This is a genomic window from Acinetobacter sp. YH12105 (assembly GCF_013419095.1).
GTDB classification, from domain to species: Bacteria; Pseudomonadota; Gammaproteobacteria; order Pseudomonadales; family Moraxellaceae; genus Acinetobacter; species Acinetobacter pseudolwoffii.
Window position 1 is genome coordinate 12,293 of sequence record NZ_VPAU01000023.1, and the last position, 20,755, is coordinate 33,047.

Sequence of the window (20,755 nt, forward strand, 5' to 3'; positions counted from 1 at the left end):
GCAAAAAATCAGACAGCGCTTTGGTCAAAGTTCTGCTGCATTTGCGCTATTAGTTGATCTTTTTCAGTCCAGATTTGATCAATCCATTTCTGGAAACGTGCACGGTATTCAGCATCATCTTCATAATTGCCGCCGAGTACCCAGTCAGGAATCTCAATTTTTCTTAAATTTACCGCAATTCGTGGCACTTCACCTAACCAAAATTCACCATAACCCGGAATACCGTCCGGATAAACGATGGTCATATCGACCAGCGCATCAATTTTATCGCCGAGAATACTCAGCGCCAAAGCCAGACCACCGGCCTTAGGTTTAAGTAAGTATTTGTAAGGAGACTGCTGCTGATCATGTTTATCTTGGGTAAAACGCGTGCCTTCCAGATAATTTAACAGGGTAAAGGGCTGACTGATCAGCTGCTCACAGGATTTACGTGCTTCTTCCATATCGCGGTATTTTAGCGCAGGATTTTTAGCAATCTGTTCCTTGCTATGCCGTTTCATCATCGGAAAACCTAAGATTTTAAAGGCTTGACCGACAAAAGGAATAAAAATAAGTTCCCATTTTGTAAAAAAACGCGTCAGCGGCATACGGGTCAAGCCGAAGTACTGATTGACGGTGGTATCGACCCAGCTTTGATGATTACAGGTCATCAAATAACGGCCCTGCATATTTAAATCAAGTGATTCATCTACTGTTATTTGCCATTCGGTATTGTTGAGCACATTGTCAATCAGCCAGTTATTGACGCCTAACCAGCTGTTGGTAATCTTGATATTGGTTTCATCAACTTTTGCAGATTTTTTAAAAAACTTGGTAAAACCCAGCGCCAGAACCGGAGGGCCATGAAAAAAAGTACTGCCTGTCATCACTGAGGTGACAGCCAAGCCACGTGTAAGTTTTTTTAAAGTTGCTTGTTTATTGCTATTCGATGACATATCAAAACAGTCCCCAGAGATTAATCGCTTAAATTTTTTCATATTTTGAATAATATAATGAGAGTGAGGCAAATAAAAAAGCCTAAAGGCCTAACTATGAAGATATTGTGATGAAGTCCATTGTTTTAGTTACATATAAACATTACAAAATATTGCGAAACGATTTATTATTAACAAAAATTCAATGGTTATCCCGTTCAATTTAAATCATTATTTCGCTTATACAACAAAGCATACAATAAGGAGTCATGCGATGCGTGCACTAGTAATTTCAGCAGCTGTAGCAGGGGCCGTAGCACTTACAGGTTGTCAATCAACTGGTAATAACCTCGGTGGTGTGGAATATGATAAAGCTGCTTTAGGTACTTTAATTGGTGCTGCAGCAGGTTACGGTGTTTCTAAGAGTAATGCGAATACCAGCCGTCAAAACAACCGTGCAGCAGCGATTGGTGCTGTTGTTGGTGGTGCAGCAGGTGTTTATCTTGATAACAAAGAGAAAAAATTACGTCAAGCAACAGCCGGAACTGGCGTAGATGTTAACCGTAATGCAGATGGTTCGATTAACCTTGTAATGCCAGGTAGCATTACATTTGATACCAACAAATCGAACATCAAACCAAACTTCTATGGCACTTTGAATAAAGTGGCTCAAGTATTAACCGAAGATAACAACAGCGGTATTTTGGTCACTGGCTATACAGACAGTACCGGTAATGACTCAATCAACATCCCGTTGTCTCAAGCACGTGCTAACTCTGTAGCAACTTATTTATCAGGTCAAGGTGTTTCACGTACACGTATTAATGCTCAAGGTTTAGGTTCAGCGAACCCAATCGCAGACAACACCACTGCAGCGGGTAAAGAACAAAACCGTCGTGTAGAAATCGCGGTATATGCAGTTCAATAATTCTTGAACGCTGAAAAAACCACCTTCGGGTGGTTTTTTTGTCCCTGTAAATTGACCGGTTTAATCGTATTTTAAATTAGGCAACTGGGGCAGAGATGACTATAATCGGAGCCGAATCTAGAAGAGGAAGCCATATGTCACTCGCCAGTCAGTTAAATGACAAGCAACTTGAAGCCATGAAATATACTCAAGGGCCCTTGTTAGTACTTGCAGGAGCGGGTTCAGGCAAGACTTCAGTGATCACGCGAAAAATCGCATATCTTGTCAAGCATTGCGGGATTCCTGCGCATCGTATTACCGCGATGACCTTTACCAATAAAGCGGCACGTGAGATGAAAGAGCGTGTCAGCAAATTGTTGACCCGTGAAGAAAGCAAAGGCGTTTCAGTTTCAACCTTCCATACTTTTGGCCTGAATATGCTGCGCCTGGAGTTGAAACACACCCCCCTTAAAAATAATTTTTCGATTCTGGATGCTGACGACTGCAAACGTATTCTGATGGATTTGATGCATCGCGATAATTTATCCGGTGCAGAAAGCAAAGAACTGATTGCCAAAGCCATGAAAATGATCTCGGACTGGAAAAATGATCTGATTCCACCCGAGCAGGCGCATACCACTTGTGAAACTGCCGAAGATGTCCAGTTTGCGCATTTATATCAGCTCTATGAACGTAATCTGCGTGCCTATAATGCGGTAGATTTTGATGACCTGATTGTGATGCCGACGCGCTTGTTGCAGGAAAATGCAGAAGTCCGTGACAAATGGCAAAACCGGGTGCGTTATTTGCTGGTCGATGAATATCAGGACACCAACACTGCACAGTATATTCTGGTGAAATTGCTGGTTGGCGTGATGGGGCAGTTCACTGCTGTAGGCGACGATGACCAGTCCATCTATGCCTGGCGTGGGGCTAAACCGGAAAATATGGCCTTGCTGCAACAAGATTTCCCGAATTTAAAAGTGATTAAACTGGAACAGAACTATCGTTCGACCAGTCGTATTCTTAAAGCAGCCAACACCGTGATTGGCAATAACCCGCATATTTTTGATAAAAAACTCTGGTCAGACAAAGGCCATGGTGAAGTGATCCGGGTGATTACTTGCCGTAATGATGATGATGAAGCAGAACGCGTGGTCAAAGACCTGATCACGCATAAATTGATGAATGGGAAAAGCTGGAAAGATTATGCGGTATTATATCGCGGCAATTTTCAGGCGCGTATTTTAGAAACCCATCTCCGTCAGATGCAGATTCCGTATAAATTGTCTGGCGGTCAATCCTTCTTCGCGCGTGCCGAAATCAAGGACATGATGAGTTATTTACGCCTGATCATTAACCCTGAAGATGACAGCGCTTTCCTACGGATTATCAATACGCCAAAACGTGCCATTGGGCCGGTGACACTGGAAAAACTGGGTCTCTTTGCTCAGGAAAATAACCTGTCACTGCTGGCTGCGGCAGCGGATCAGCGTTTGACCATGGCGATTCCGAAAAAGGCCACCACACAGTTAGCAGAGTTTGCCGACTTCATTGAGGGCTTTACTCGCAATTTACTTGATGATGATGAACCCGTACCGATCATCCGTCAGATGATGATTGAAGCCGGTTATATCGATTACATCAAGGAAACTGCAGCCACGCCGGCACAGGAAAAAACCAAGCTCGACAATATTGAAGTGCTTTACAGCAGCATCCAAAGCCTGATTAACCGCGCTGAAGATGTCGATGAAAAAAATATTGAAAGCGTGATTCGTAAAATGGTGCTGCTGGATATGCTGGAGCAGCAACAGGAAGAAGAAGATACTGACAAAGTCAACTTGTTAACCTTACATGCTTCTAAAGGGCTTGAGTTCCCTTATGTCTATCTGATTGGGCTGGAAGAAGAAATTCTGCCGCATAAGAACTCGATTGCTGCGGAAACGGTTGAAGAGGAACGTCGCCTGATGTATGTCGGGATTACCCGTGCACGTCAGGGTTTGACCATTACCTTGGCCGAACAGCGTAAGGCCGGCGGACAGATGAAGCAAATGACCCCAAGCCGTTTTCTGGATGAATTACCAGAAGATGAACTGGAATGGTTAGGTCGAAAGAAAAAGCTGGCCGGTAATATCGATCCGAAATTACAGGCGCAGCATTATCTGGATAATTTGCGCAATCTTATCAAACGATAAAGTTCAACGCTTATATATATTTTAATTGCAACAACAGGAATGAACACATGAAAGTTCAGGTGAAAGTCCTTGACTCGCGTCTCGGTCAGGAATGGCCATTACCGACTTATGCCACCACAGGTTCAGCAGGATTGGACTTGCGTGCCTGCGTCCATGAAACGACAGTGATTGAACCGGGTCAAACCGTTTTAGTGAAAACAGGCTTGGCGATTTATATCGAAGATCCTGCTTTTGCAGGTCTGATTTTGCCACGTTCAGGTTTAGGTCATAAGCACGGGATTGTGCTGGGTAATCTGGTAGGTCTCATCGATTCAGATTATCAGGGTGAATTGATGGTATCGGTCTGGAACCGTAGTCAGACTGCTTTCAGTCTGGAGCCGGGTGAACGTTTGGCGCAATATGTGCTGGTGCCGGTAGTACAAGCTGAATTTGATCTGGTCAGTGAATTTGAAGCCACTGAGCGTGGTGCTGGTGGCTTTGGCCATACCGGTAAAAACTAAAGAGAAGATGACCTGCAAACAATGAATGGATGTAGGTCATTTCTTAAATACAACAAAGTAAATCCTAAACATAATATGACGCTTAAAATATAGTTAAAAATAAAAATTTATTTTCTATATAAATAGAGTTATTCAAAATTGAAATTTATATCTTTATTTTAATTTTAGCCGGGGAAATTAAAAATAAATATAATTAAATAAGGACTATTTCATCACAGAAATTTTCTGATTATTCAGTTAACGGTAATATTTTTATAATTGATTGTTACATTGAAATGGTTTAAAAGTAGCGGGTCTTAAAACAAAAACAAATGTTTAAAGTCATGATGATGAAATAAGTCATTTTATACCTCCTTATATTTAGTGAAAAGAATAGTTTTATGGGATCTATGAATCATCTATTCCCCATGCACATTTTTCGAGCCTATGACATACGCGGTAAAGTCAGTGTACTGGGTGCTGGGATTATCGATGCAATTGCTCACGGTTTAGCACAGCAATATCAGGCTGCGGGACAGACACGTATCGCAATTGGCTATGATGCACGGCTTAGCAGTCCGGCTTTTGCAGAAACCATTCGCCGTATTTTTCAAGCTTATTCGATTGAAGCCACCATTGTCGGTTGTTGTTCCAGTCCGATGCTGTATTTCACCGCGCGGCAATTTGATGGCAATGGCATCATGGTCACGGCCAGTCACAATCCCAAAGAAGATAATGGTATTAAATGGATTATCTCTGGTGAGCCGCCTTGCCCAGAGATGATCCAGCAGGTGGCTCATCTGGCCAAACCACATTATAGCAATCAGCAGCTTTGCCTAGACGAACAGACTCATCAAGTTATTCCAGAATTTTGTCTAAAATATCAGCATGGTATATTAAAAGATATCCAGTTGAAGCGCTCATTTAAAGTGGTTCTGGATGGTCTGAATGGTTCAGCCGGGCGCTGTGCCAATCTGGTGCTTCAAAAAATGGGCTGTGCGGTGATGGCTTTGCGTTGTGATGCCAATGGACATTTTCCAGACCATGCACCAGATCCTTCGCAAGACAAACATCTGGAGACTTTACGCCAAAGCGTCATGCAACAGCAGGCTGATCTGGGCATTGCCCTGGATGGCGATGGCGATCGCGTGGTCTTGATTGATGCACAGGGCCAGATTATCACGGCGGATCAGTTGCTGTGCCTGTTTGCGGAAATTTGCTTAAGCGGTTCGCCGTCACGCCAGTTTGTTTATGATGTTAAATGCTCAACCCTGGTGCGAGACACCGTACAACGTTTGGGTGGTGAACCGGTGATGATTCGTACCGGAAGCTCATTTCTGAGAACTTATCTGGCACAATCTCAGCAGCAGGCGATTTTTGGCGGAGAATATGCCGGGCATTATGTCTTTAATGATGGCCGTGGCTGGGGCTATGATGATGGACTCTATGCAGCGCTCAGAGTCATGGAATATCTGGATCAAACTGGTCAAAGTCTTGCACAAGCTTTAGCGGCTTATCCGAAACGGCATGGGACCGAAGATCTTTATATTGCCACGCATCATGTGCATCCGGTTGAACTTTTAGACTTTGTTGAACAGCAATCTGAAAGAATTCGTGCGCAAATCAGTAAAATTGATGGGATACGTCTTGATTTTGAGGATGGTTTTGGCATCATTCGAGCATCCAATACAGGTGAGTATTTCACAGTGCGCTTTGATGCCAATGATGCTCAGGGCCTGAATGAAATTCGTCAGCTGTTTGTAGCCATGTTGCGTGACCGTTATCCACAGATCGCTCAAGATATTTTAGATGCTCAATAAGGAGAGGCGAATGCCAAATCAACAAACAGGCATCGACAAAGCACAGATTTTGACAGAAGCTTTGCCGTATATTCAACGCTTTGCGGGTAAAACCCTGGTAGTAAAATACGGCGGTAATGCGATGACCGATCCTGAGCTGGAAAGTTCATTTGCACGTGATATCGTATTATTAAAAACGGTTGGTATTAATCCGATTGTGGTGCATGGTGGGGGGCCACAAGTCGATTCCATGCTGAAACAGTTGGGCCGTGAATCAGACCGTATCGACGGGATGCGCGTGACTGATCCTGCCACGATGGAAGTCGTGGAAATGGTACTTGGCGGTAGTGTCAATAAATCGATTGTGAACCTGATCAACCAGCATGGTGGTCGTGCCATTGGCTTGACCGGTAAAGACGGCAACCTGATTCGTGCACAAAAACTGCTGATGGAAAAAGTGGCTGAAGATGGTTCGGTTCAGCAAATTGATTTGGGTCTGGTCGGTGAAGTCGTTGGCGTAAAAACCGATGTGCTGGAAATGTTCACCAACAGCGATTTCATTCCCGTGATTGCACCGCTGGGTGTGGATGAAGAAGGCAATACCTATAACATCAATGCAGACTTGGTGGCAGGTAAAGTCGCAGAAGCCCTAGGTGCAGAGAAGCTGATTCTGCTGACCAATATTACAGGTGTTCTGGATGAAAATAAAAACCTGCTGACGGGTTTAAGCACTCAGGAAGTTGACCGTCTGATTGAAACAGGTGTGATCTATGGTGGCATGATTCCTAAAGTCGGCTGTGCACTGGATGCGGTCAAAGGCGGCGTAGTGAGCGCGCATATTGTAGATGGTCGTGTGCCACATGCCAGCTTATTGGAAATTTTTACCGATCATGGCGTTGGTACACTGATTACCAACCGTGCCCATCCACCTCGTCCATAAGTTGTTTTTTTGCGGAAAAGAGCCTCAATTGAGGCTCTTTTTTATCTCTATTTATAACTGATAGCTATTTGAAATGACTCGGGTAGTCATGCACAATAAGCATCTAAGAAAATAGAAAGCTGAAACCAGACCATGTGCCAACTGCTCGGAATGAATTGTGCCACCCCGACGGATATTACCTTTTCATTTCGTGGGTTTTCCCAGCGGGCCGGAATTACCTCGGATCATGCCGACGGTTTTGGAATTGCTTTTTTTGAGGATAAAGCCTGTCGCCTATTTGTCGATAACCAGTCTGCGGTTGAATCTCCGATTGCCGAGCTGGTGCGTAACTATCCGATCAAATCCCGTAATGTGATTGCGCACATCCGTAAAGCCACCCAAGGCAAAATCAATCTGGAAAATTCGCATCCATTTAGCCGCGAACTGTGGGGCCGGCAGTGGATTTTTGCCCATAATGGCGATTTGCATGAGTATTTTCCGGTGCTGAGTGGCCGTTTTACCCCAGTCGGCAATACTGATAGTGAGCGCGCTTTTTGCTATTTGCTCGATCAGCTGGTCAAACGCTTTGGTTATGATGAACCGAGTCTGGATCAGGTCTTTGAACTACTTGCTGAGGTTTCACCTGCGATTGCAGAACACGGCACTTTTAATTTCTGTCTTTCCAATGGGCAGGCGCTGTTTAGCTATGCCATTACCAAATTGCACTGGCTGGTGCGTGAATACCCGTTTAGACCGGCACAGCTGATTGATATTGATGTCGAGGTGGACTTTAGTCAGGTCACTACGCCTAAGGACAGGGTTGCGGTTATTACCACCGAGCCATTGACACAAAATGAGGAATGGACCGCTTTTCAGCCGGGTGAAATGATTCTGTTTAAAGAGGGTGCCAAGTTCCGTTCGCAACTGACTCGGGTAGATCGGTTGGAACGGGAACGTCTAGATCCGTCCTTAAAACGTGTGACCAAAGCAGATTTATATTAAAAATAGATTTTTTTATTTTAAAGATGGGATTTAATTCCTATTTTTTAATATCTTTTTTATTTAAATTAAAGAGAAACCATATTATTAGAAATAGTAGATTGATTAAAAAATATCTGATTCTTATACTCGGGTTTAAAATATATTCCTAATGAAAACAGTTAATTGCAAGGTTTCTCTTAAATTAAGCCGAAAGCCGACTAATTTACTTCATTTTTATTCAAATCAATACGTTATATGATGATTTTTATGTGATAAGTCCTTAATATTTATAGGTGGTCGTAATGAAAATGAAATGGGTTCCAGACTATAATACTGGTATCGATGTGATTGACGATCAGCACAAACGAATTCTCGATTATATCAATGAAATTGATGAGATCAATGTAAATACCGACCGTGCCCGTATTAAACAGATCCTCGAAAATATTATCGATTATACCCAGTCGCATTTTACTTTTGAAGAATCTCTTCAGGAAGAAGCGGGTTATAAATACCGAGTTCCACATAAACGTGTACATGACCTGTTTATCAAGAAAATCGAGTCTTATCGTGATCGTTTTGAACTGGGGCAGTCGATTGAATCAGAACTGCATGAAGTATTATCTAAATGGTTAATCAACCATATTCAGCACGATGACGCTGATTATGTCGGCGCAGTCAAAGAAAATATGATGGGCATTATCAAAGAAAAAGAACAGAAAAAAGGTAAAAACTGGTTCGCTCGTTTCTTCTCATAATAAAAGACGTAACGAGATAACAAGAATTACAATTTAATAATAAATTTTGCGCAGCAAATCACTGTCATGGTGGTTTGCTTTTTGTTTTTGATTTTCACCGCTTCACAAGGCAAAATAGCGCTAGATTTTTATAGGAATGCATCATGCAGGACAATGCTATGTCAAAATGGTTATCACCGCTGATGGCTTTCTGTTTATCGTTTATTATCATCGCGACGCTCGCACCGATAACGGGTATACAGATTGATCGTCAGCTGGATTTCTGGATGCTCTGGTTAGCCACTATGCTGATTCTGGCGCTTCCCATCTGCTACTTGGAAATTGCTTTGGCCAAGCGCTCTAAAACAACGGCATTACAGGCACTGTCAACGCTGACCCGTGAAGCAGATGCCTCACAAAAATGGCGTATAGTCGGCTGGCTCAGTGTGATCTTTATTCCTTTTCTGGCCGGTGCCATGCTGAACAATGCCAGCAATGTTCTGGCGCTTGCTGCTCTTGATCTTGCACCGAATCTTTTGTTTATAGGTCTGGTAATTGCCGCTCTGGTCTTGTCACTGCTGCCGCGTCAAATTTTGTTAGTCATTACGGCCATTGGCGTACTGGCATCTCTGATCTTGGCAAATGTGATGGGAACTGCGCTACCTGCATGGCAAGTCACGCCAGTTGAATTCTCGGAATGGGGCAATGCCACCGTATTGGCACTGGTTGCAAGTGGCCTAGGCATGGGCTTGTACTGGCAGTCTAGCCTGAGTGCTGTACAACAGCAGGATGTCGCCAGCAAGACGGTCTTGCCGATCTGGATCGCACAATTGCTTGCTGTGATTGTATTTGCCTTCTTTGCTGTACAAGCACAAATCCCTGCATTTACGTTGGTGGCCGCGATTGTAGCGACTGCTGCATTCATCCTGCAGATGGCACGAGAGCAGTTACAGCAACGTCAGCTTCACCCTGCGATTCAATGGGCGATTATGGCTGTCGTCACCCTGATCTGGGCCATTCCAAATGTGACACCAATGTTCAACGTAGTCTTACTGCTTTGGGGCTTATTGATTTGTTTGATTTACGCGCTCTTTGCGGGCTGGATCATGAAGATCAGCCATTTACGTAAATCAATGAATTTTAGCTCTGAAGGGTTCTATAACCTGTGGCGTATTGCTGTCCGTGTGGTATTGCCTGTTTCGATTATCGTGGCGATGGTCGCTGTTCTAGGACAACTGTTCTGATGAATAATGCACTGATCTGGGTGGCCTATGCGACTCCGGAGCAACAGTTTCATCTGGCTGTACCATTTCAGCCCGGCATGACAGCATTGGATGCCATCCAGCAAAGTGGCATAGTAGAGCAGGTTACCCTACCTGAACCTTTGTCTTTGGGTATCTTCGGTGTACGCTTGCAAGATCATCAGCAGCCACTGGCAGCAGGTGATCGAGTCGAAATTTACCGAGCACTGACTATCAATCCTAAAGATATCCGACGTAAACGTGCCGAGAAAAATCCGGTGGGTCGTTATGCCAGAGGCAATCTTTTAAGAAAGCTGAAACCATCTTCCGAATAGAAAGCGGCTTGAATGAGCATTAGTTTCAATGATCTGCTCAATCAATCGACTTAATCAAAAAAGCCCCTGATGATTCAGGGGCTTTTTCATGAGAAAGCGACTATAGTGGAGGCGCATTTAAAATTGCTTCTTTTGAACCTGGTAAGCCGGGTTGAGATTCTGGAATGGTTTCCAGACCTTCAACACGTTCCACGATACCAGACTGGTTAAAGTAAATTTTCAAATGCTGGCCTTGGGCTGCCGGGATCTTGGCTTTTTTAGCGTAGGTTCCTGGGGTATAGTTATAGATGTAGTCCCAGCGTAAAGGATTCAGCGGATCGCTTACCGTTGGACTGCCCAGTAAGAAACGCACCTGTTGATGACTCATTCCCACTTGAATTTTAGCGGCTTGAGCTTGGGTTAAAGGGGTTCCTTGTGGAATATCTACTTTATAAACACCTAATGTCGAACAGCCGACGAGCAAGGAAGTGACGAATAACGTCAACATGATTTTTTGCATTTTGCTAAACTATCCCAAATTAATTATGATGCATTTGATCCAAGGATAGATCATACTGCATCTAAAGTTTGTTGCATATTCCAACTTTGATTTTGTTGAGAGACCTTTTTACATGACTATTTCAAACCAAGATTTACGAAAAGCTGGACTGAAAGTTACCCTTCCACGAATTAAAATATTAGAATTACTAGAAAATTCAAGACAACATCATTTAAGTGCGGAAGATATTTACAAGACTTTACTCGATCAGGGTGAAGATGTAGGTTTAGCAACTGTGTATCGTGTGTTAACACAGTTTGAAGCCGCGGGTATTATTGAGCGTCATAATTTTGAAAACAATCATTCCGTTTTCGAGATCATGCAGGAGGATCACCACGATCACCTGGTCTGTTTGAATTGCAGCAAAGTCGTTGAATTCATCAATGATACGATTGAAAAAGAGCAGCATGATGTTGCTGAAAAATTTGGTTTTGAATTAACCGGTCACTCTCTGAATCTGTATGGCTACTGCGATGCGCCGGCCTGTCAGGAAGTGTTTCGTAAAAAATAATTTGCACTCCGGTTGAAACAAAAAAACAGGCTTCTTGAAGCCTGTTTTTTTATGTGCTCAATCTGATCAGGACTGGCCATCAAAGGTGATATTGGAATGTGCACGTAATAAATGACTGCCGCCTTCTTCTGCCAGTTTGATTTGCAGACGTAAGTCATTGGGTGAATCCGCATGTTTCAGCGCATCTTTATAGCTGATCTGCTTGGCCTTATACAGGTCATACAGTGCCTGATCGAAGGTTTGCATGCCCAGTTCACGGGAACGCTTCATCAGGTCCTTGATCTCATGCACATCACCTTTACGGATCAGGTCAGCAATCAGGGGGGAGTTAATCAGAATCTCAATCGCGGCACGACGACCATTGCCATCGATGGTTGGGATCAGTTGCTGTGCCACAATGGCTTTCATGTTCAGTGACAAGTCCATGAACAGCTGGTTATGCCGGTCTGCTTCAAAGAAATGAATGATCCGGTCAATGGCCTGGTTGGCGTTGTTGGCATGCAGGGTCGCAAAGACCAGATGACCAGTTTCGGCAAAGGCAATCGCATAATCCATGGTTTCACGCGAACGAATCTCACCAATCAGAATCACGTCCGGCGCCTGACGTAAGGTGTTTTTCAGGGCAATTTCAAAGGAATCGGTATCAATCCCGACTTCACGCTGGGTAATGATACAGCCTTTATGCTGGTGAATGAATTCAATCGGATCTTCAATGGTAATGATATGACCTTTGGAATTTTCATTGCGATAACCGACCAGCGAGGCCAGTGAGGTTGATTTACCGGTACCGGTTGCCCCGACAAAAATAATGATGCCGCGTTTGGTCATCGCCAGTTCTTTTAGAATCGGCGGTAATTTGAGTTCATCCATGGTCGGAATCACGGTTTCAATCCGACGCAAAACCATACCCGGTTGATCACGCTGCTGAAAAGCACTGACACGGAAGCGGGCACTTTTGTCCGGTGTGCTGATGGCGAAGTTACATTCACGCGTGTCTGCAAATTCTTTACGCTGCTTGTCGCTCATGATGGAATGGAGCAGTTGTCCTACTGCCGCGCCGGGTAATTTTATCGAACCAATCGGTAAAATCTGCCCGTTAATCTTGATTGAAGGTTCGACATCGGCTGTAATGAACAGATCCGATGCTTTTTTCTCCACCATATAATCGAGTAAGCCGTTAAAATCCATGTATAAAAACCCCAATACAATTAATTTTTCTTATAAGAATGCTTCTGGCTGTTTGGCTGCAGTACGTGCCACTTGCGGGCTGATGAGACCTTTAGATACCAGCGTTTTCAGGGTCTGATCCAGTGTGGTCATGCCATAGTTGGCACCGGTCTGAATCGCAGAATACATTTGTGCCACTTTATTTTCACGAATCAGGTTACGGATTGCAGGAATACCAATCATGATCTCATGTGCCGCAACACGTCCGCCGCCATTTTTCTTTAACAGGGCCTGTGAAACCACAGCCTGCAATGATTCCGATAACATGGCACGAACCATATCTTTTTCTTCGGCAGGGAATACGTCAATCACACGGTCAATGGTTTTGGCCGCAGAGGTGGTATGCAGGGTGCCAAACACCAGGTGACCAGTTTCTGCCGCAGTTAAGGCCAGACGGATGGTTTCAAGGTCACGCATCTCACCGACCAGAATAATATCAGGGTCTTCACGCAGTGCCGAACGCAGGGCTTCATTAAAGCCATGCGTATCACGATGTACTTCACGTTGGTTGATCAGACATTTCTTGGATTGATGCACAAATTCGATTGGATCTTCGACGGTCAGAATATGGTCATAGCGATTGTCGTTAATATAATCCAGCATCGCCGCCAAGGTGGTTGATTTACCCGAACCGGTTGGCCCTGTGACCAGTACCAGACCACGCGGATATTCACAGATATCTTTAAAAATCTGTCCCATGCCCAGATCTTCCAGGGTCAGAACTTTGGATGGAATGGTACGGAATACTGCACCGGCACCACGGTTCTGGTTAAATGCGTTGACACGGAAACGGGCCACACCGGGTACTTCAAAAGAAAAGTCAGTTTCCAGATTTTCTTCAAAATCACGGCGCTGTTTATCGTTCATGATGTCATAAACAAGTTTATGTACTTCTTTATGTTCTAATGCTGGCAGGTTGATACGACGAACTTCCCCATCGACACGAATCATTGGCGGTAAGCCTGCAGACAAGTGTAAATCCGACGCACCATTTTTAGCAGAAAATGCCAACAATTCTGTGATATCCATAAGGTCCCCGAGTTCATTAAAATGTTAATTATTTTGATAGAATAATAAGGCTTTCCCACAGCTTAACCAACCCTTAGTTTATGGGCAAGGGAAAAAAAGATGAATGAAATGAGAACCCCATCAATGAATATGTTGCAACAGTCACGAAATCAGGTTTTAGCGCAAATTGAAACAGCCTGTGCTCAGGTCGGTCGTGAGCCAGATTCGGTGCAACTGCTGGCCGTTTCCAAGACCCAGCCGAGTGCAGTACTGGCTGATATGTATCAGGCGGGACAACGTGCCTTTGGCGAAAACTATTTGCAGGAAGCGCTAGAGAAAATTACGGCTCTAAAAGACTTGGAAATTGAATGGCATTTTATTGGCCATGTACAGCGTAACAAGACCAAGCATCTGGCAGAAAATTTTGCCTGGGTGCATGGGGTGGATCGTCTGATTATTGCCGAGCGTTTATCCAATCAGCGTAGAGAAGATCAGCTCGCGCTGAATATCTGTCTTCAGGTCAATATTGATGCTCAGGATACGAAAGATGGTTGCCAACCGGAAGAAGTTACTGATTTAGTTAGACAAATCAGCCAACTGCCAAATGTGCGCTTACGTGGCTTGATGGTGATTCCAGCGCCGGGGAATCCTCAAGCTTTCATCGAGGCTAAAGCTTTATTTGATAGGGTGAAAGCTCAGCATGCGCATCCTGAAGATTGGGATACTTTAAGTATGGGCATGTCGGCCGATATGCAGGCTGCAATTGCTGCCGGTTCCAGCATGGTGCGTGTCGGCACGGCATTATTTGGTGCACGTCCTCAAAAGGATTAACAGGCGTTGTCGGGTTATTTTGAAAAAGTATGATTAAGCGTTATTCGATAACGCTTTTTTTCTTTGTGGCTCCAGCCATTTTGCCATGAGCCAGGCAAAGACAATCAGGCTGCCCATACTGCCGAGCAAGGCTAAAACAGCGCCGCCCAGACCATAAGCCAAGGTTGCCGGAACACAGCCCAGAATAAACAGCAGCAAAGGGAAATGGGTTACATACAAGGTATAGGAAAAATCAGCGGATTGTACCCAGACCGGATTGTAGTGACTGCGCTGCTGCTGGAGTTGTACCAGCCAGCAGCTAAATGCTAGGCCGATACAGAAATTAAAGAGAGTAAAATTTGCAGCGCGATATTGTCGGGCTTGATCGACGATATGAAACTGGTAAGCATCAATGCAGGCGATTAGAAATGCCAAGCCAAATAACCCCAGTTTAAGCACTTGTAACCGGTTTAGAAAATGTCGCTGGATATGACGAAATGAACAGGCAAAGGCCATCAGCCAGACCAGAAAATAAATAAAAAACTGAATATTCAGGATGGATAAAACGATTAAAACACTAAAAAAGCCGATTTTGGCTATTTCTGAATCTTTGAAAAAAGGTAGAAATCCGGCCAAGACATAGAACCAGACTTCATAACTCAGGCTCCAGAGCGGGGCATTGGCTGAAACTGTAGGCGTGATGAAGCCATTCAAAAACAGCAGAGCGCCAATAAAATCACCTGAATCGAGACCATAGTCAGTCCGGATCATCATGCCAAAACTGTTTTGAAAGGCATGGCTTTGAGTGGCAAAGAGTAGTGGTGCCAACAGATACAACAACAGGCTCAGAGCCATGGCAAACAGAAAGGGTGGCAAAATCCTGCGATAACGCTGTTGGGTATAACGGCGCAGATTGAACTGACCATGCTGATGAATATTGTGCTGGATCGAATAGCCAATCAGATAACCACTCAGAACAAAGAAAATCATGACCGCGGCCTGACCAAGCAGGCGCATCCATGAATACAGGCTGAGGTCAAAAGGGGCGATAAAGGCCTGAAAGCAATGCGTGAACAGTACAACAATGGCACTGATGCCCCGTAGGCTCTCGAGCTGTAAGCTGAAATAGGGCGAGAGCTTGTCTGGGGCAGGGTGCATCATTGTCAACCTATAATCTGAATGGTACTGGCGCCAGCACCGACTGGCTTGACCTGAATCTGTACTGGAATCCGTTCATGCATTTCCTGCACATGCGAGATTAAGACCACTTTACGACCCTGACTTTGTAAATGATCCAGTGCATTCATCACCATATGTAATGAGGCTGGATCTAAAGTACCAAAGCCTTCATCAATAAATAGCGATTCCAGTTTCATCGAACCGGAAGCCATATTGGCAATCGCCAGTGCCAAGGCCAGAGAAACCAGAAAGGTTTCTCCGCCAGATAAAGACAAGACCGGACGTACTTCGCTGTTCATGTCCAGATCAATAATCGCCAGACTCAGGCTGTCTGGAATACGGTGCAACTGATAGCGCGGTGCCAGCGGTTGCAGTTGTTGGTTGGCGTATTCCACCAAGATATCCAGATGATGTTCCTGAGCAATTTTCTGGAACTTGGTACCTTCCTTATGTCCGATTAAATCGTAGATACGGCCCCAGCGATATTCTTCGGCTTTGACCTGTTCAATCTGTTGCTGATATTTGGCATAGGTATTTTGATTATTGGCATTCATACGCAGTTTGGTATCAATCTCATTGAAGCTGTTTTGTTGCTCGGTTTTTTCCTGTGCCAAACTATTTAAATGTGCTTCCACTTCCTCAAAAGCAAGTTCAGGCTGTTGCTGGAGATGCTTCTGGTATTGATCTTCCAGCGTTTGCCAGGCAATTTTGGCATTTTCCAGTGCTTGATGTTGTGCCTGTAATTGCTGCCGGATTTGCTGATGTTCACTCAGACCAATGGTCAGACATTGTTGGATCAGTTCCGCATTAAAATGTCGATGCAGATTTTGCCATGTACGGATGGCCTGATCAGATTGTGCCTGCTGTTGAGTTAGCTGTTGCATTTGGGTCAGCAAAGCCTGTTGTTTAAGTAAAGCCTGATGCAAAGCTTGCTCATGCTGTTCATATACCTGGCGTTGTGCTTGAAGCTGGCTATTAAGCGCTTTTAACTGGGTATCCAGTTGCTGTCGCCATTCTGCTGCCAGCTTATAGGTCTGACCGGCATGTTGTTCGGTCAGCTGATTGAGTTGCTGACGTAAGTCTTTGCCTTGTTCAAGCAAATAATGGGTCTCGGCCTGTATTTGCGTATGCCGCTGCTCATGTAGCTGAAGTTGCTGTTGAGCCTGATTCAGTTGCTGCTTGAAACCTTGTAGCTCCTGTTCTGCAGTTTTGACTTGATTGACAAGATGTAATCGCTGCTGCAAATGTTGTTGCAGCTGGGTACAGGCAGCAGGCGCATTCTTGTGCCAAGCAAGTTGCTGTGCTTCGGGCAGTACTGTAAGAGCTGGCTCAATCAGTTGATCCAGTTGCAGCATTTTTTGCAGACTCAGTTGCAAGCTGTCGAGTTGCTGTTGCTGTTGTCGCCAGTTTTGCCAAGTCTGTTGCAGGATTTTGAACTGTTCGTTTGCCTGAATTTGTTGCTGTTGCCATTGGCCAAGCTGTGTTTGCAGGGGATGGAGCAACTGAGCTGAATGATCAGGATTGGCTTGCTCAAGTCCTAACTCTTTTAAGTTTTGTTTTAATGTCTGGTGCTGTTCATTCAGTATCCGTTCAATGTGGATTAAACGCTGTTGTTTTTGCTCAAAAAGCATATTGATTTTGGACTGTTGAATCTGGGTTGATTTTAAATCATCTTTAAGCTGATTCAGTTGTTGCTGTGCCTGTTGCAGCTGTTGATCTTGCAGCTGGTTTAGCGCTGTGTCTAATAATGCTTGATGTTGGACAAACGGATGCTGTTGGCTGCCACAGACCATACAGGCTTCATCAGGTTTGAGCTGCGCGCGCAGTTCCTGCACGCTTTGGGTTTGCAGCAGGCGCTGTTGCTGCAGCATATTTTGTAGTTGTTCAAATTCCTGTTCGGTGTTGCTGACTATTTGCTGCAGTTGAATTTCCGTATGTTCAAGCTGGGTTAATTCTGTCTGTGCATGCGCTACGTCTTGTTTGAGTTGCTGTTGTTCGGCTTCCTGTTCTGCTAGACGTGCCACGTGCTGGATCAAGCCTTCCAGTTTAAGCAGCCGGGTCGAGCTCTGTTGCTGTACAGTCTGCTGCTGCTGAAGTTGTTGTTCCAACTGAGCTTGATTGCCAAATTGTTGCTGCAAACTTTCGATTTGTTGAGCCAGCTGCTGCCGGGAATGTTCCAGTTCAGTACGCGATTGAGAGAGTACTGCCGGCGCCTGTTGCTGCATCTGTTGATACAGCTTTTGATAGTCTTGCAGTCGTTGCAGTGTACTTTGTGGTTCCAGATCAAACATGGCAAGATCAGCCTGCTGTTCAAGTTGCGTCAGGCGTTGCTGTTGCTGCTCGGCAGCAGATGCGAGTTGCTGTTTCGATGATTCAATCTGTTGTTGCAAGGGTTGGATATACTGCTGTGCATAGTCCAATAAATCTGCTGATTTTTTCTTATAGTCATTGCCGACCAGATGCATCTCATGATCCAGTTTTAGACCTTGTTCCAGATGCGGCTGCATGGCATGCATATGTTGAACATGGGCTTGTTGCTGTTGCTGGATCTGAGCAAGTTGCGCAAATTCAGCATCACGTTGCTGTTGCACCTGTTGTAGCTGCTGTTCGAATGATTGTTGTTGTATCGCAAGCTGTTTTTGCTGCGTGAGCATTTGATTCTGCTGGATAAACTGTTCTCGAATGCCCTGAAACTCATCCAAATGAACCAGCAACTGCTTTTGTGCGGTCAGCTTCTGATCGGCATCCAGCTGTACATCGTAAATTTCTTTTTTGGCCTGAATTTCAGTATATAAAGCATGTTTCTGCCGATACCATTTCAGGTCATTTTCTAGTAATTTTTCACTCTGGTTAAAATGCTCAAGTATCTGGTTGAAGGCAGTATGTTGCTGTTGAAGCTGAGTAATATCGTCTTCGGATAATAATTCCAGATGACCGAGCCAGTTTTCCAGTTCATGGCGCTTTTGTCGAACCTGACTATGCTTTTCCGCTGCTTTTTTACTGACCTCACTGAAAATCTGCGAATTGGTCAGATATTCCAGCAAGTCTGCACGTTCATGATCTTTGGCTTTTAAAAATGCGCCAACTTCCGACTGCGCCAGCAGTACCGCGCGGGTAAACTGTTCAAAGCTCAGGCCCAGCAGTTTTTCAATTAAGGGGGTAACTTCAGATATTTTTTGCGTTAGCGTCGTATCATCATCGATGCACTTGATATAACGATCTACTTTTAGATTGCCATCGACTTTCTGACGTGCCCGGCGAATCTCCCAGCGTGCTGTATAGCGTTTGCTATCCAGTGCAATAAACTCCAGCTCGGCAAAACCATGCACGCAGCCACGGCGTAGAATATTCTTGGAGTCTTTAATCGAAACATCCTGACCGCCGGCATCTTTCAGGCTGCCAGTCGCACCTTTTAGACGTGGAATTTCGTTATAGAGCGCCAGACACATGGCATCGAGCAGGGTCGATTTTCCAGCCCCGGTTTTTCCAGTGATCGCAATCAGGCCGGCATGTGTTAAAGGACTGGATTCAAAATCAATATGATGGGTGCCGGTGAGGGAGGCCAGATTGTTGAGACTCAAACGTAAAATTTTCATGGCCGATCCTAGGCTTGTTGTTTTTGTGCAAGTTCGTGTTGGGCTTCAACCAGAAGTTGCTGAAAATCCTGTTGTACAGAATGATCATGTTCATAGCCCATTTTTTTCCAGATATTCAAAAACAGCGATTCCGGCGTCGGTGGTGCCAGATCAATTTTCGAATCTCCTTGCGTATGTTCGGCCTGTTGCTGATAAATCCGGCTGATGCGCAGCAAGCGGTAACGGTTGGCGGGTAAAGCCAGTTCAATTTGCTGGCGTAAATCGACTGGTGGCGGCGCATCGGTGGTGTATTCTATTTCCAGAAAATGTCGTGCCGACAGTTGTTCGATTTCTCCGGCAGGCAAGGCCTGAAGTTTAGCAATTAAATCTTCCAGCTTTTCCCGAATCCGGCACAGCTCGACGGTGCGTGGCACTTTTAGAACATCGTATTGAAAGCGCTGTTCCGGGCTTTGCTCAGGATCAATTCTGACCTCAACCACCTGATGTTGATAGTTGATTTCACTAAATGACAGCGGAATCGGTGAGCCACTATAACGGATATGCGGCTGACCAACTTTTTGTGGTTTATGCAGATGACCGAGTGCGACATAATCAATCACTTCATCAAACAGCGCCGTCGAGAGCGCTTCTTCATTACCGACAATAATTGGCCGTTCCGAGTCGGAAGTTTCGCCACCTTGCATATGTGCATGCGACATTAAAATCAGGGCTTGATGCGGCTGTTTACGGGCCTTGGCTTCGGCAATCAGTTGTTGATGCAGATAGCTAATCGCATTCTGGCTATTGCTGGTATGTTCATTCAGCCCCGTAATTTCGGCACTGCGTAAATAGGGCAGGGTCAGACACCAGGCGATAATATTTTTATCCTGATCATAAATCGGAATCAGCAAGCGATCCAGATTCAGGGTGTTTTCTGCGGTTCGGCCCACAATTCCCACAGCTTTGGCATTGAATTTAGACAGAAAAGGTTCAACCTGCTCAATCCGGTAACCGGAATCATGGTTGCCGGCAATCATCAAAGTCTGCATGTGCGGGGCCAGATTATGTGCATCGGCCAGAAACTGATACAGTTGCTTTTGCGCACTTGAGGCTGGATTGATCACATCAAAAATATCACCGGCAATCAACAAGGCATGCGGCTGTTTTGTTTTAATTTGATCGAGCAACCAAGTCAAAAACTGGGCATGTTCAAATTCACGGTCATGGTTATGGAAAAATTGCCCCAGATGCCAATCGGAAGTGTGAAGAAAATGAACTGCCATGTAGATGAACCCTGAAATGTCTGCCTTGCTACTATAGGAAAAAGCTGAGGGAAAAATCTACTTAAAAAAGATATTTCAGCGAATTGTTGCTGATGTCAGGCTGAATTTATTTTAATC

18 protein-coding genes are annotated in these 20,755 nt (G+C 44.7%); 11 read left to right on the forward strand and 7 right to left on the reverse strand.

The features are described 5' to 3' along the window. Window positions 1-8: 8 nt before the first annotated feature. The gene (locus FTU44_RS13560; protein ID WP_005172334.1) at window positions 9-935 is read right to left on the reverse strand and encodes an acyltransferase; all 927 of its coding nucleotides are present in this window, start codon (window positions 933-935) and stop codon (window positions 9-11) included. Between the two features lie 253 nt (window positions 936-1,188). Between FTU44_RS13560 and FTU44_RS13565 the strand changes: the two genes are divergently transcribed. From FTU44_RS13565 to FTU44_RS13605, 9 genes are all read left to right on the forward strand, one after another. Beyond that, window positions 1,189-1,842, forward strand: a complete 654-nt coding sequence (locus tag FTU44_RS13565) for an OmpA family protein (RefSeq protein WP_005096041.1) — start codon at window positions 1,189-1,191, stop codon at window positions 1,840-1,842. A gap of 134 nt (window positions 1,843-1,976) precedes the next feature. Next, complete coding sequence (locus FTU44_RS13570; protein ID WP_005096042.1) at window positions 1,977-4,016, forward strand: UvrD-helicase domain-containing protein; 2,040 nt, start codon at window positions 1,977-1,979, stop codon at window positions 4,014-4,016. A gap of 47 nt (window positions 4,017-4,063) precedes the next feature. After that, window positions 4,064-4,516, forward strand: coding sequence for a dUTP diphosphatase (gene dut, locus FTU44_RS13575; RefSeq protein ID WP_005172331.1), 453 nt, complete (start codon window positions 4,064-4,066; stop codon window positions 4,514-4,516). Between the two features lie 380 nt (window positions 4,517-4,896). Then, window positions 4,897-6,315, forward strand: a complete 1,419-nt coding sequence (locus tag FTU44_RS13580; protein WP_180051125.1) for a phosphomannomutase/phosphoglucomutase — start codon at window positions 4,897-4,899, stop codon at window positions 6,313-6,315. 10 nt (window positions 6,316-6,325) lie between these two features. Next, window positions 6,326-7,234: an acetylglutamate kinase gene (argB, locus tag FTU44_RS13585; RefSeq protein WP_005096046.1), complete on the forward strand. Its 909-nt coding sequence runs from the start codon at window positions 6,326-6,328 to the stop codon at window positions 7,232-7,234. A 132-nt stretch (window positions 7,235-7,366) separates the two neighbouring features. Then, entirely contained in the window at window positions 7,367-8,215 is an 849-nt protein-coding gene (locus FTU44_RS13590; RefSeq protein ID WP_005096047.1) for a class II glutamine amidotransferase, read from the forward strand. A gap of 281 nt (window positions 8,216-8,496) precedes the next feature. Beyond that, the gene (locus FTU44_RS13595; protein ID WP_005096048.1) at window positions 8,497-8,952 is read left to right on the forward strand and encodes a bacteriohemerythrin; all 456 of its coding nucleotides are present in this window, start codon (window positions 8,497-8,499) and stop codon (window positions 8,950-8,952) included. Window positions 8,953-9,095: 143 nt separating this feature from the next. Continuing rightward, complete coding sequence (locus FTU44_RS13600) at window positions 9,096-10,175, forward strand: hypothetical protein (protein WP_005096049.1); 1,080 nt, start codon at window positions 9,096-9,098, stop codon at window positions 10,173-10,175. Further along, window positions 10,175-10,507, forward strand: coding sequence for an RnfH family protein (locus FTU44_RS13605; RefSeq protein WP_005096050.1), 333 nt, complete (start codon window positions 10,175-10,177; stop codon window positions 10,505-10,507). Before FTU44_RS13600 ends, FTU44_RS13605 begins: the two co-directional genes overlap by 1 nt. A 100-nt stretch (window positions 10,508-10,607) precedes the next feature. Here the strand turns inward: FTU44_RS13605 and FTU44_RS13610 are convergent, their stop codons facing one another. Then, entirely contained in the window at window positions 10,608-11,006 is a 399-nt protein-coding gene (locus tag FTU44_RS13610) for an outer membrane protein assembly factor BamE (RefSeq protein ID WP_004279275.1), read from the reverse strand. 112 nt (window positions 11,007-11,118) lie between these two features. Between FTU44_RS13610 and fur the strand changes: the two genes are divergently transcribed. Further along, window positions 11,119-11,556 carry a ferric iron uptake transcriptional regulator gene (gene fur / locus FTU44_RS13615; protein WP_005096051.1) on the forward strand — a complete coding sequence of 146 codons (438 nt, stop codon included), beginning with the start codon at window positions 11,119-11,121 and terminating at the stop codon, window positions 11,554-11,556. A gap of 66 nt (window positions 11,557-11,622) precedes the next feature. Here fur and FTU44_RS13620 read toward each other — a convergent pair whose 3' ends face one another. Further along, complete coding sequence (locus FTU44_RS13620) at window positions 11,623-12,744, reverse strand: PilT/PilU family type 4a pilus ATPase (RefSeq protein ID WP_005096052.1); 1,122 nt, start codon at window positions 12,742-12,744, stop codon at window positions 11,623-11,625. A gap of 30 nt (window positions 12,745-12,774) precedes the next feature. Further along, window positions 12,775-13,812 carry a type IV pilus twitching motility protein PilT gene (locus FTU44_RS13625; protein ID WP_004279279.1) on the reverse strand — a complete coding sequence of 346 codons (1,038 nt, stop codon included), beginning with the start codon at window positions 13,810-13,812 and terminating at the stop codon, window positions 12,775-12,777. A gap of 123 nt (window positions 13,813-13,935) precedes the next feature. Here FTU44_RS13625 and FTU44_RS13630 point away from each other — a divergent pair, with 123 nt between their 5' ends. Then, window positions 13,936-14,622 carry a YggS family pyridoxal phosphate-dependent enzyme gene (locus FTU44_RS13630; RefSeq protein ID WP_180051147.1) on the forward strand — a complete coding sequence of 229 codons (687 nt, stop codon included), beginning with the start codon at window positions 13,936-13,938 and terminating at the stop codon, window positions 14,620-14,622. Window positions 14,623-14,655: 33 nt separating this feature from the next. Here FTU44_RS13630 and FTU44_RS13635 read toward each other — a convergent pair whose 3' ends face one another. The 3 genes from FTU44_RS13635 to FTU44_RS13645 are packed head-to-tail and all read right to left on the reverse strand — an operon-like array spanning window position 14,656 to window position 20,638. Then, the gene (locus FTU44_RS13635) at window positions 14,656-15,759 is read right to left on the reverse strand and encodes an acyltransferase (protein ID WP_180051127.1); all 1,104 of its coding nucleotides are present in this window, start codon (window positions 15,757-15,759) and stop codon (window positions 14,656-14,658) included. Between the two features lie 5 nt (window positions 15,760-15,764). Beyond that, window positions 15,765-19,376: an AAA family ATPase gene (locus tag FTU44_RS13640; RefSeq protein WP_180051130.1), complete on the reverse strand. Its 3,612-nt coding sequence runs from the start codon at window positions 19,374-19,376 to the stop codon at window positions 15,765-15,767. Between the two features lie 8 nt (window positions 19,377-19,384). Further along, entirely contained in the window at window positions 19,385-20,638 is a 1,254-nt protein-coding gene (locus tag FTU44_RS13645) for an exonuclease SbcCD subunit D C-terminal domain-containing protein (protein WP_180051133.1), read from the reverse strand. Window positions 20,639-20,755 lie beyond the last annotated feature (117 nt).

Coding starts and splice junctions, on each gene's coding strand:
- FTU44_RS13560 (WP_005172334.1), bottom strand. CDS start 935: ATGTCATCGAATAGCAATAAACAAGCAACTTTAAAAAAACTTACACGT.
- FTU44_RS13565 (WP_005096041.1), top strand. CDS start 1,189: ATGCGTGCACTAGTAATTTCAGCAGCTGTAGCAGGGGCCGTAGCACTT.
- FTU44_RS13570 (WP_005096042.1), top strand. CDS start 1,977: ATGTCACTCGCCAGTCAGTTAAATGACAAGCAACTTGAAGCCATGAAA.
- dut (WP_005172331.1), top strand. CDS start 4,064: ATGAAAGTTCAGGTGAAAGTCCTTGACTCGCGTCTCGGTCAGGAATGG.
- FTU44_RS13580 (WP_180051125.1), top strand. CDS start 4,897: ATGGGATCTATGAATCATCTATTCCCCATGCACATTTTTCGAGCCTAT.
- argB (WP_005096046.1), top strand. CDS start 6,326: ATGCCAAATCAACAAACAGGCATCGACAAAGCACAGATTTTGACAGAA.
- FTU44_RS13590 (WP_005096047.1), top strand. CDS start 7,367: ATGTGCCAACTGCTCGGAATGAATTGTGCCACCCCGACGGATATTACC.
- FTU44_RS13595 (WP_005096048.1), top strand. CDS start 8,497: ATGAAAATGAAATGGGTTCCAGACTATAATACTGGTATCGATGTGATT.
- FTU44_RS13600 (WP_005096049.1), top strand. CDS start 9,096: ATGCAGGACAATGCTATGTCAAAATGGTTATCACCGCTGATGGCTTTC.
- FTU44_RS13605 (WP_005096050.1), top strand. CDS start 10,175: ATGAATAATGCACTGATCTGGGTGGCCTATGCGACTCCGGAGCAACAG.
- FTU44_RS13610 (WP_004279275.1), bottom strand. CDS start 11,006: ATGCAAAAAATCATGTTGACGTTATTCGTCACTTCCTTGCTCGTCGGC.
- fur (WP_005096051.1), top strand. CDS start 11,119: ATGACTATTTCAAACCAAGATTTACGAAAAGCTGGACTGAAAGTTACC.
- FTU44_RS13620 (WP_005096052.1), bottom strand. CDS start 12,744: ATGGATTTTAACGGCTTACTCGATTATATGGTGGAGAAAAAAGCATCG.
- FTU44_RS13625 (WP_004279279.1), bottom strand. CDS start 13,812: ATGGATATCACAGAATTGTTGGCATTTTCTGCTAAAAATGGTGCGTCG.
- FTU44_RS13630 (WP_180051147.1), top strand. CDS start 13,936: ATGAATATGTTGCAACAGTCACGAAATCAGGTTTTAGCGCAAATTGAA.
- FTU44_RS13635 (WP_180051127.1), bottom strand. CDS start 15,759: ATGCACCCTGCCCCAGACAAGCTCTCGCCCTATTTCAGCTTACAGCTC.
- FTU44_RS13640 (WP_180051130.1), bottom strand. CDS start 19,376: ATGAAAATTTTACGTTTGAGTCTCAACAATCTGGCCTCCCTCACCGGC.
- FTU44_RS13645 (WP_180051133.1), bottom strand. CDS start 20,638: ATGGCAGTTCATTTTCTTCACACTTCCGATTGGCATCTGGGGCAATTT.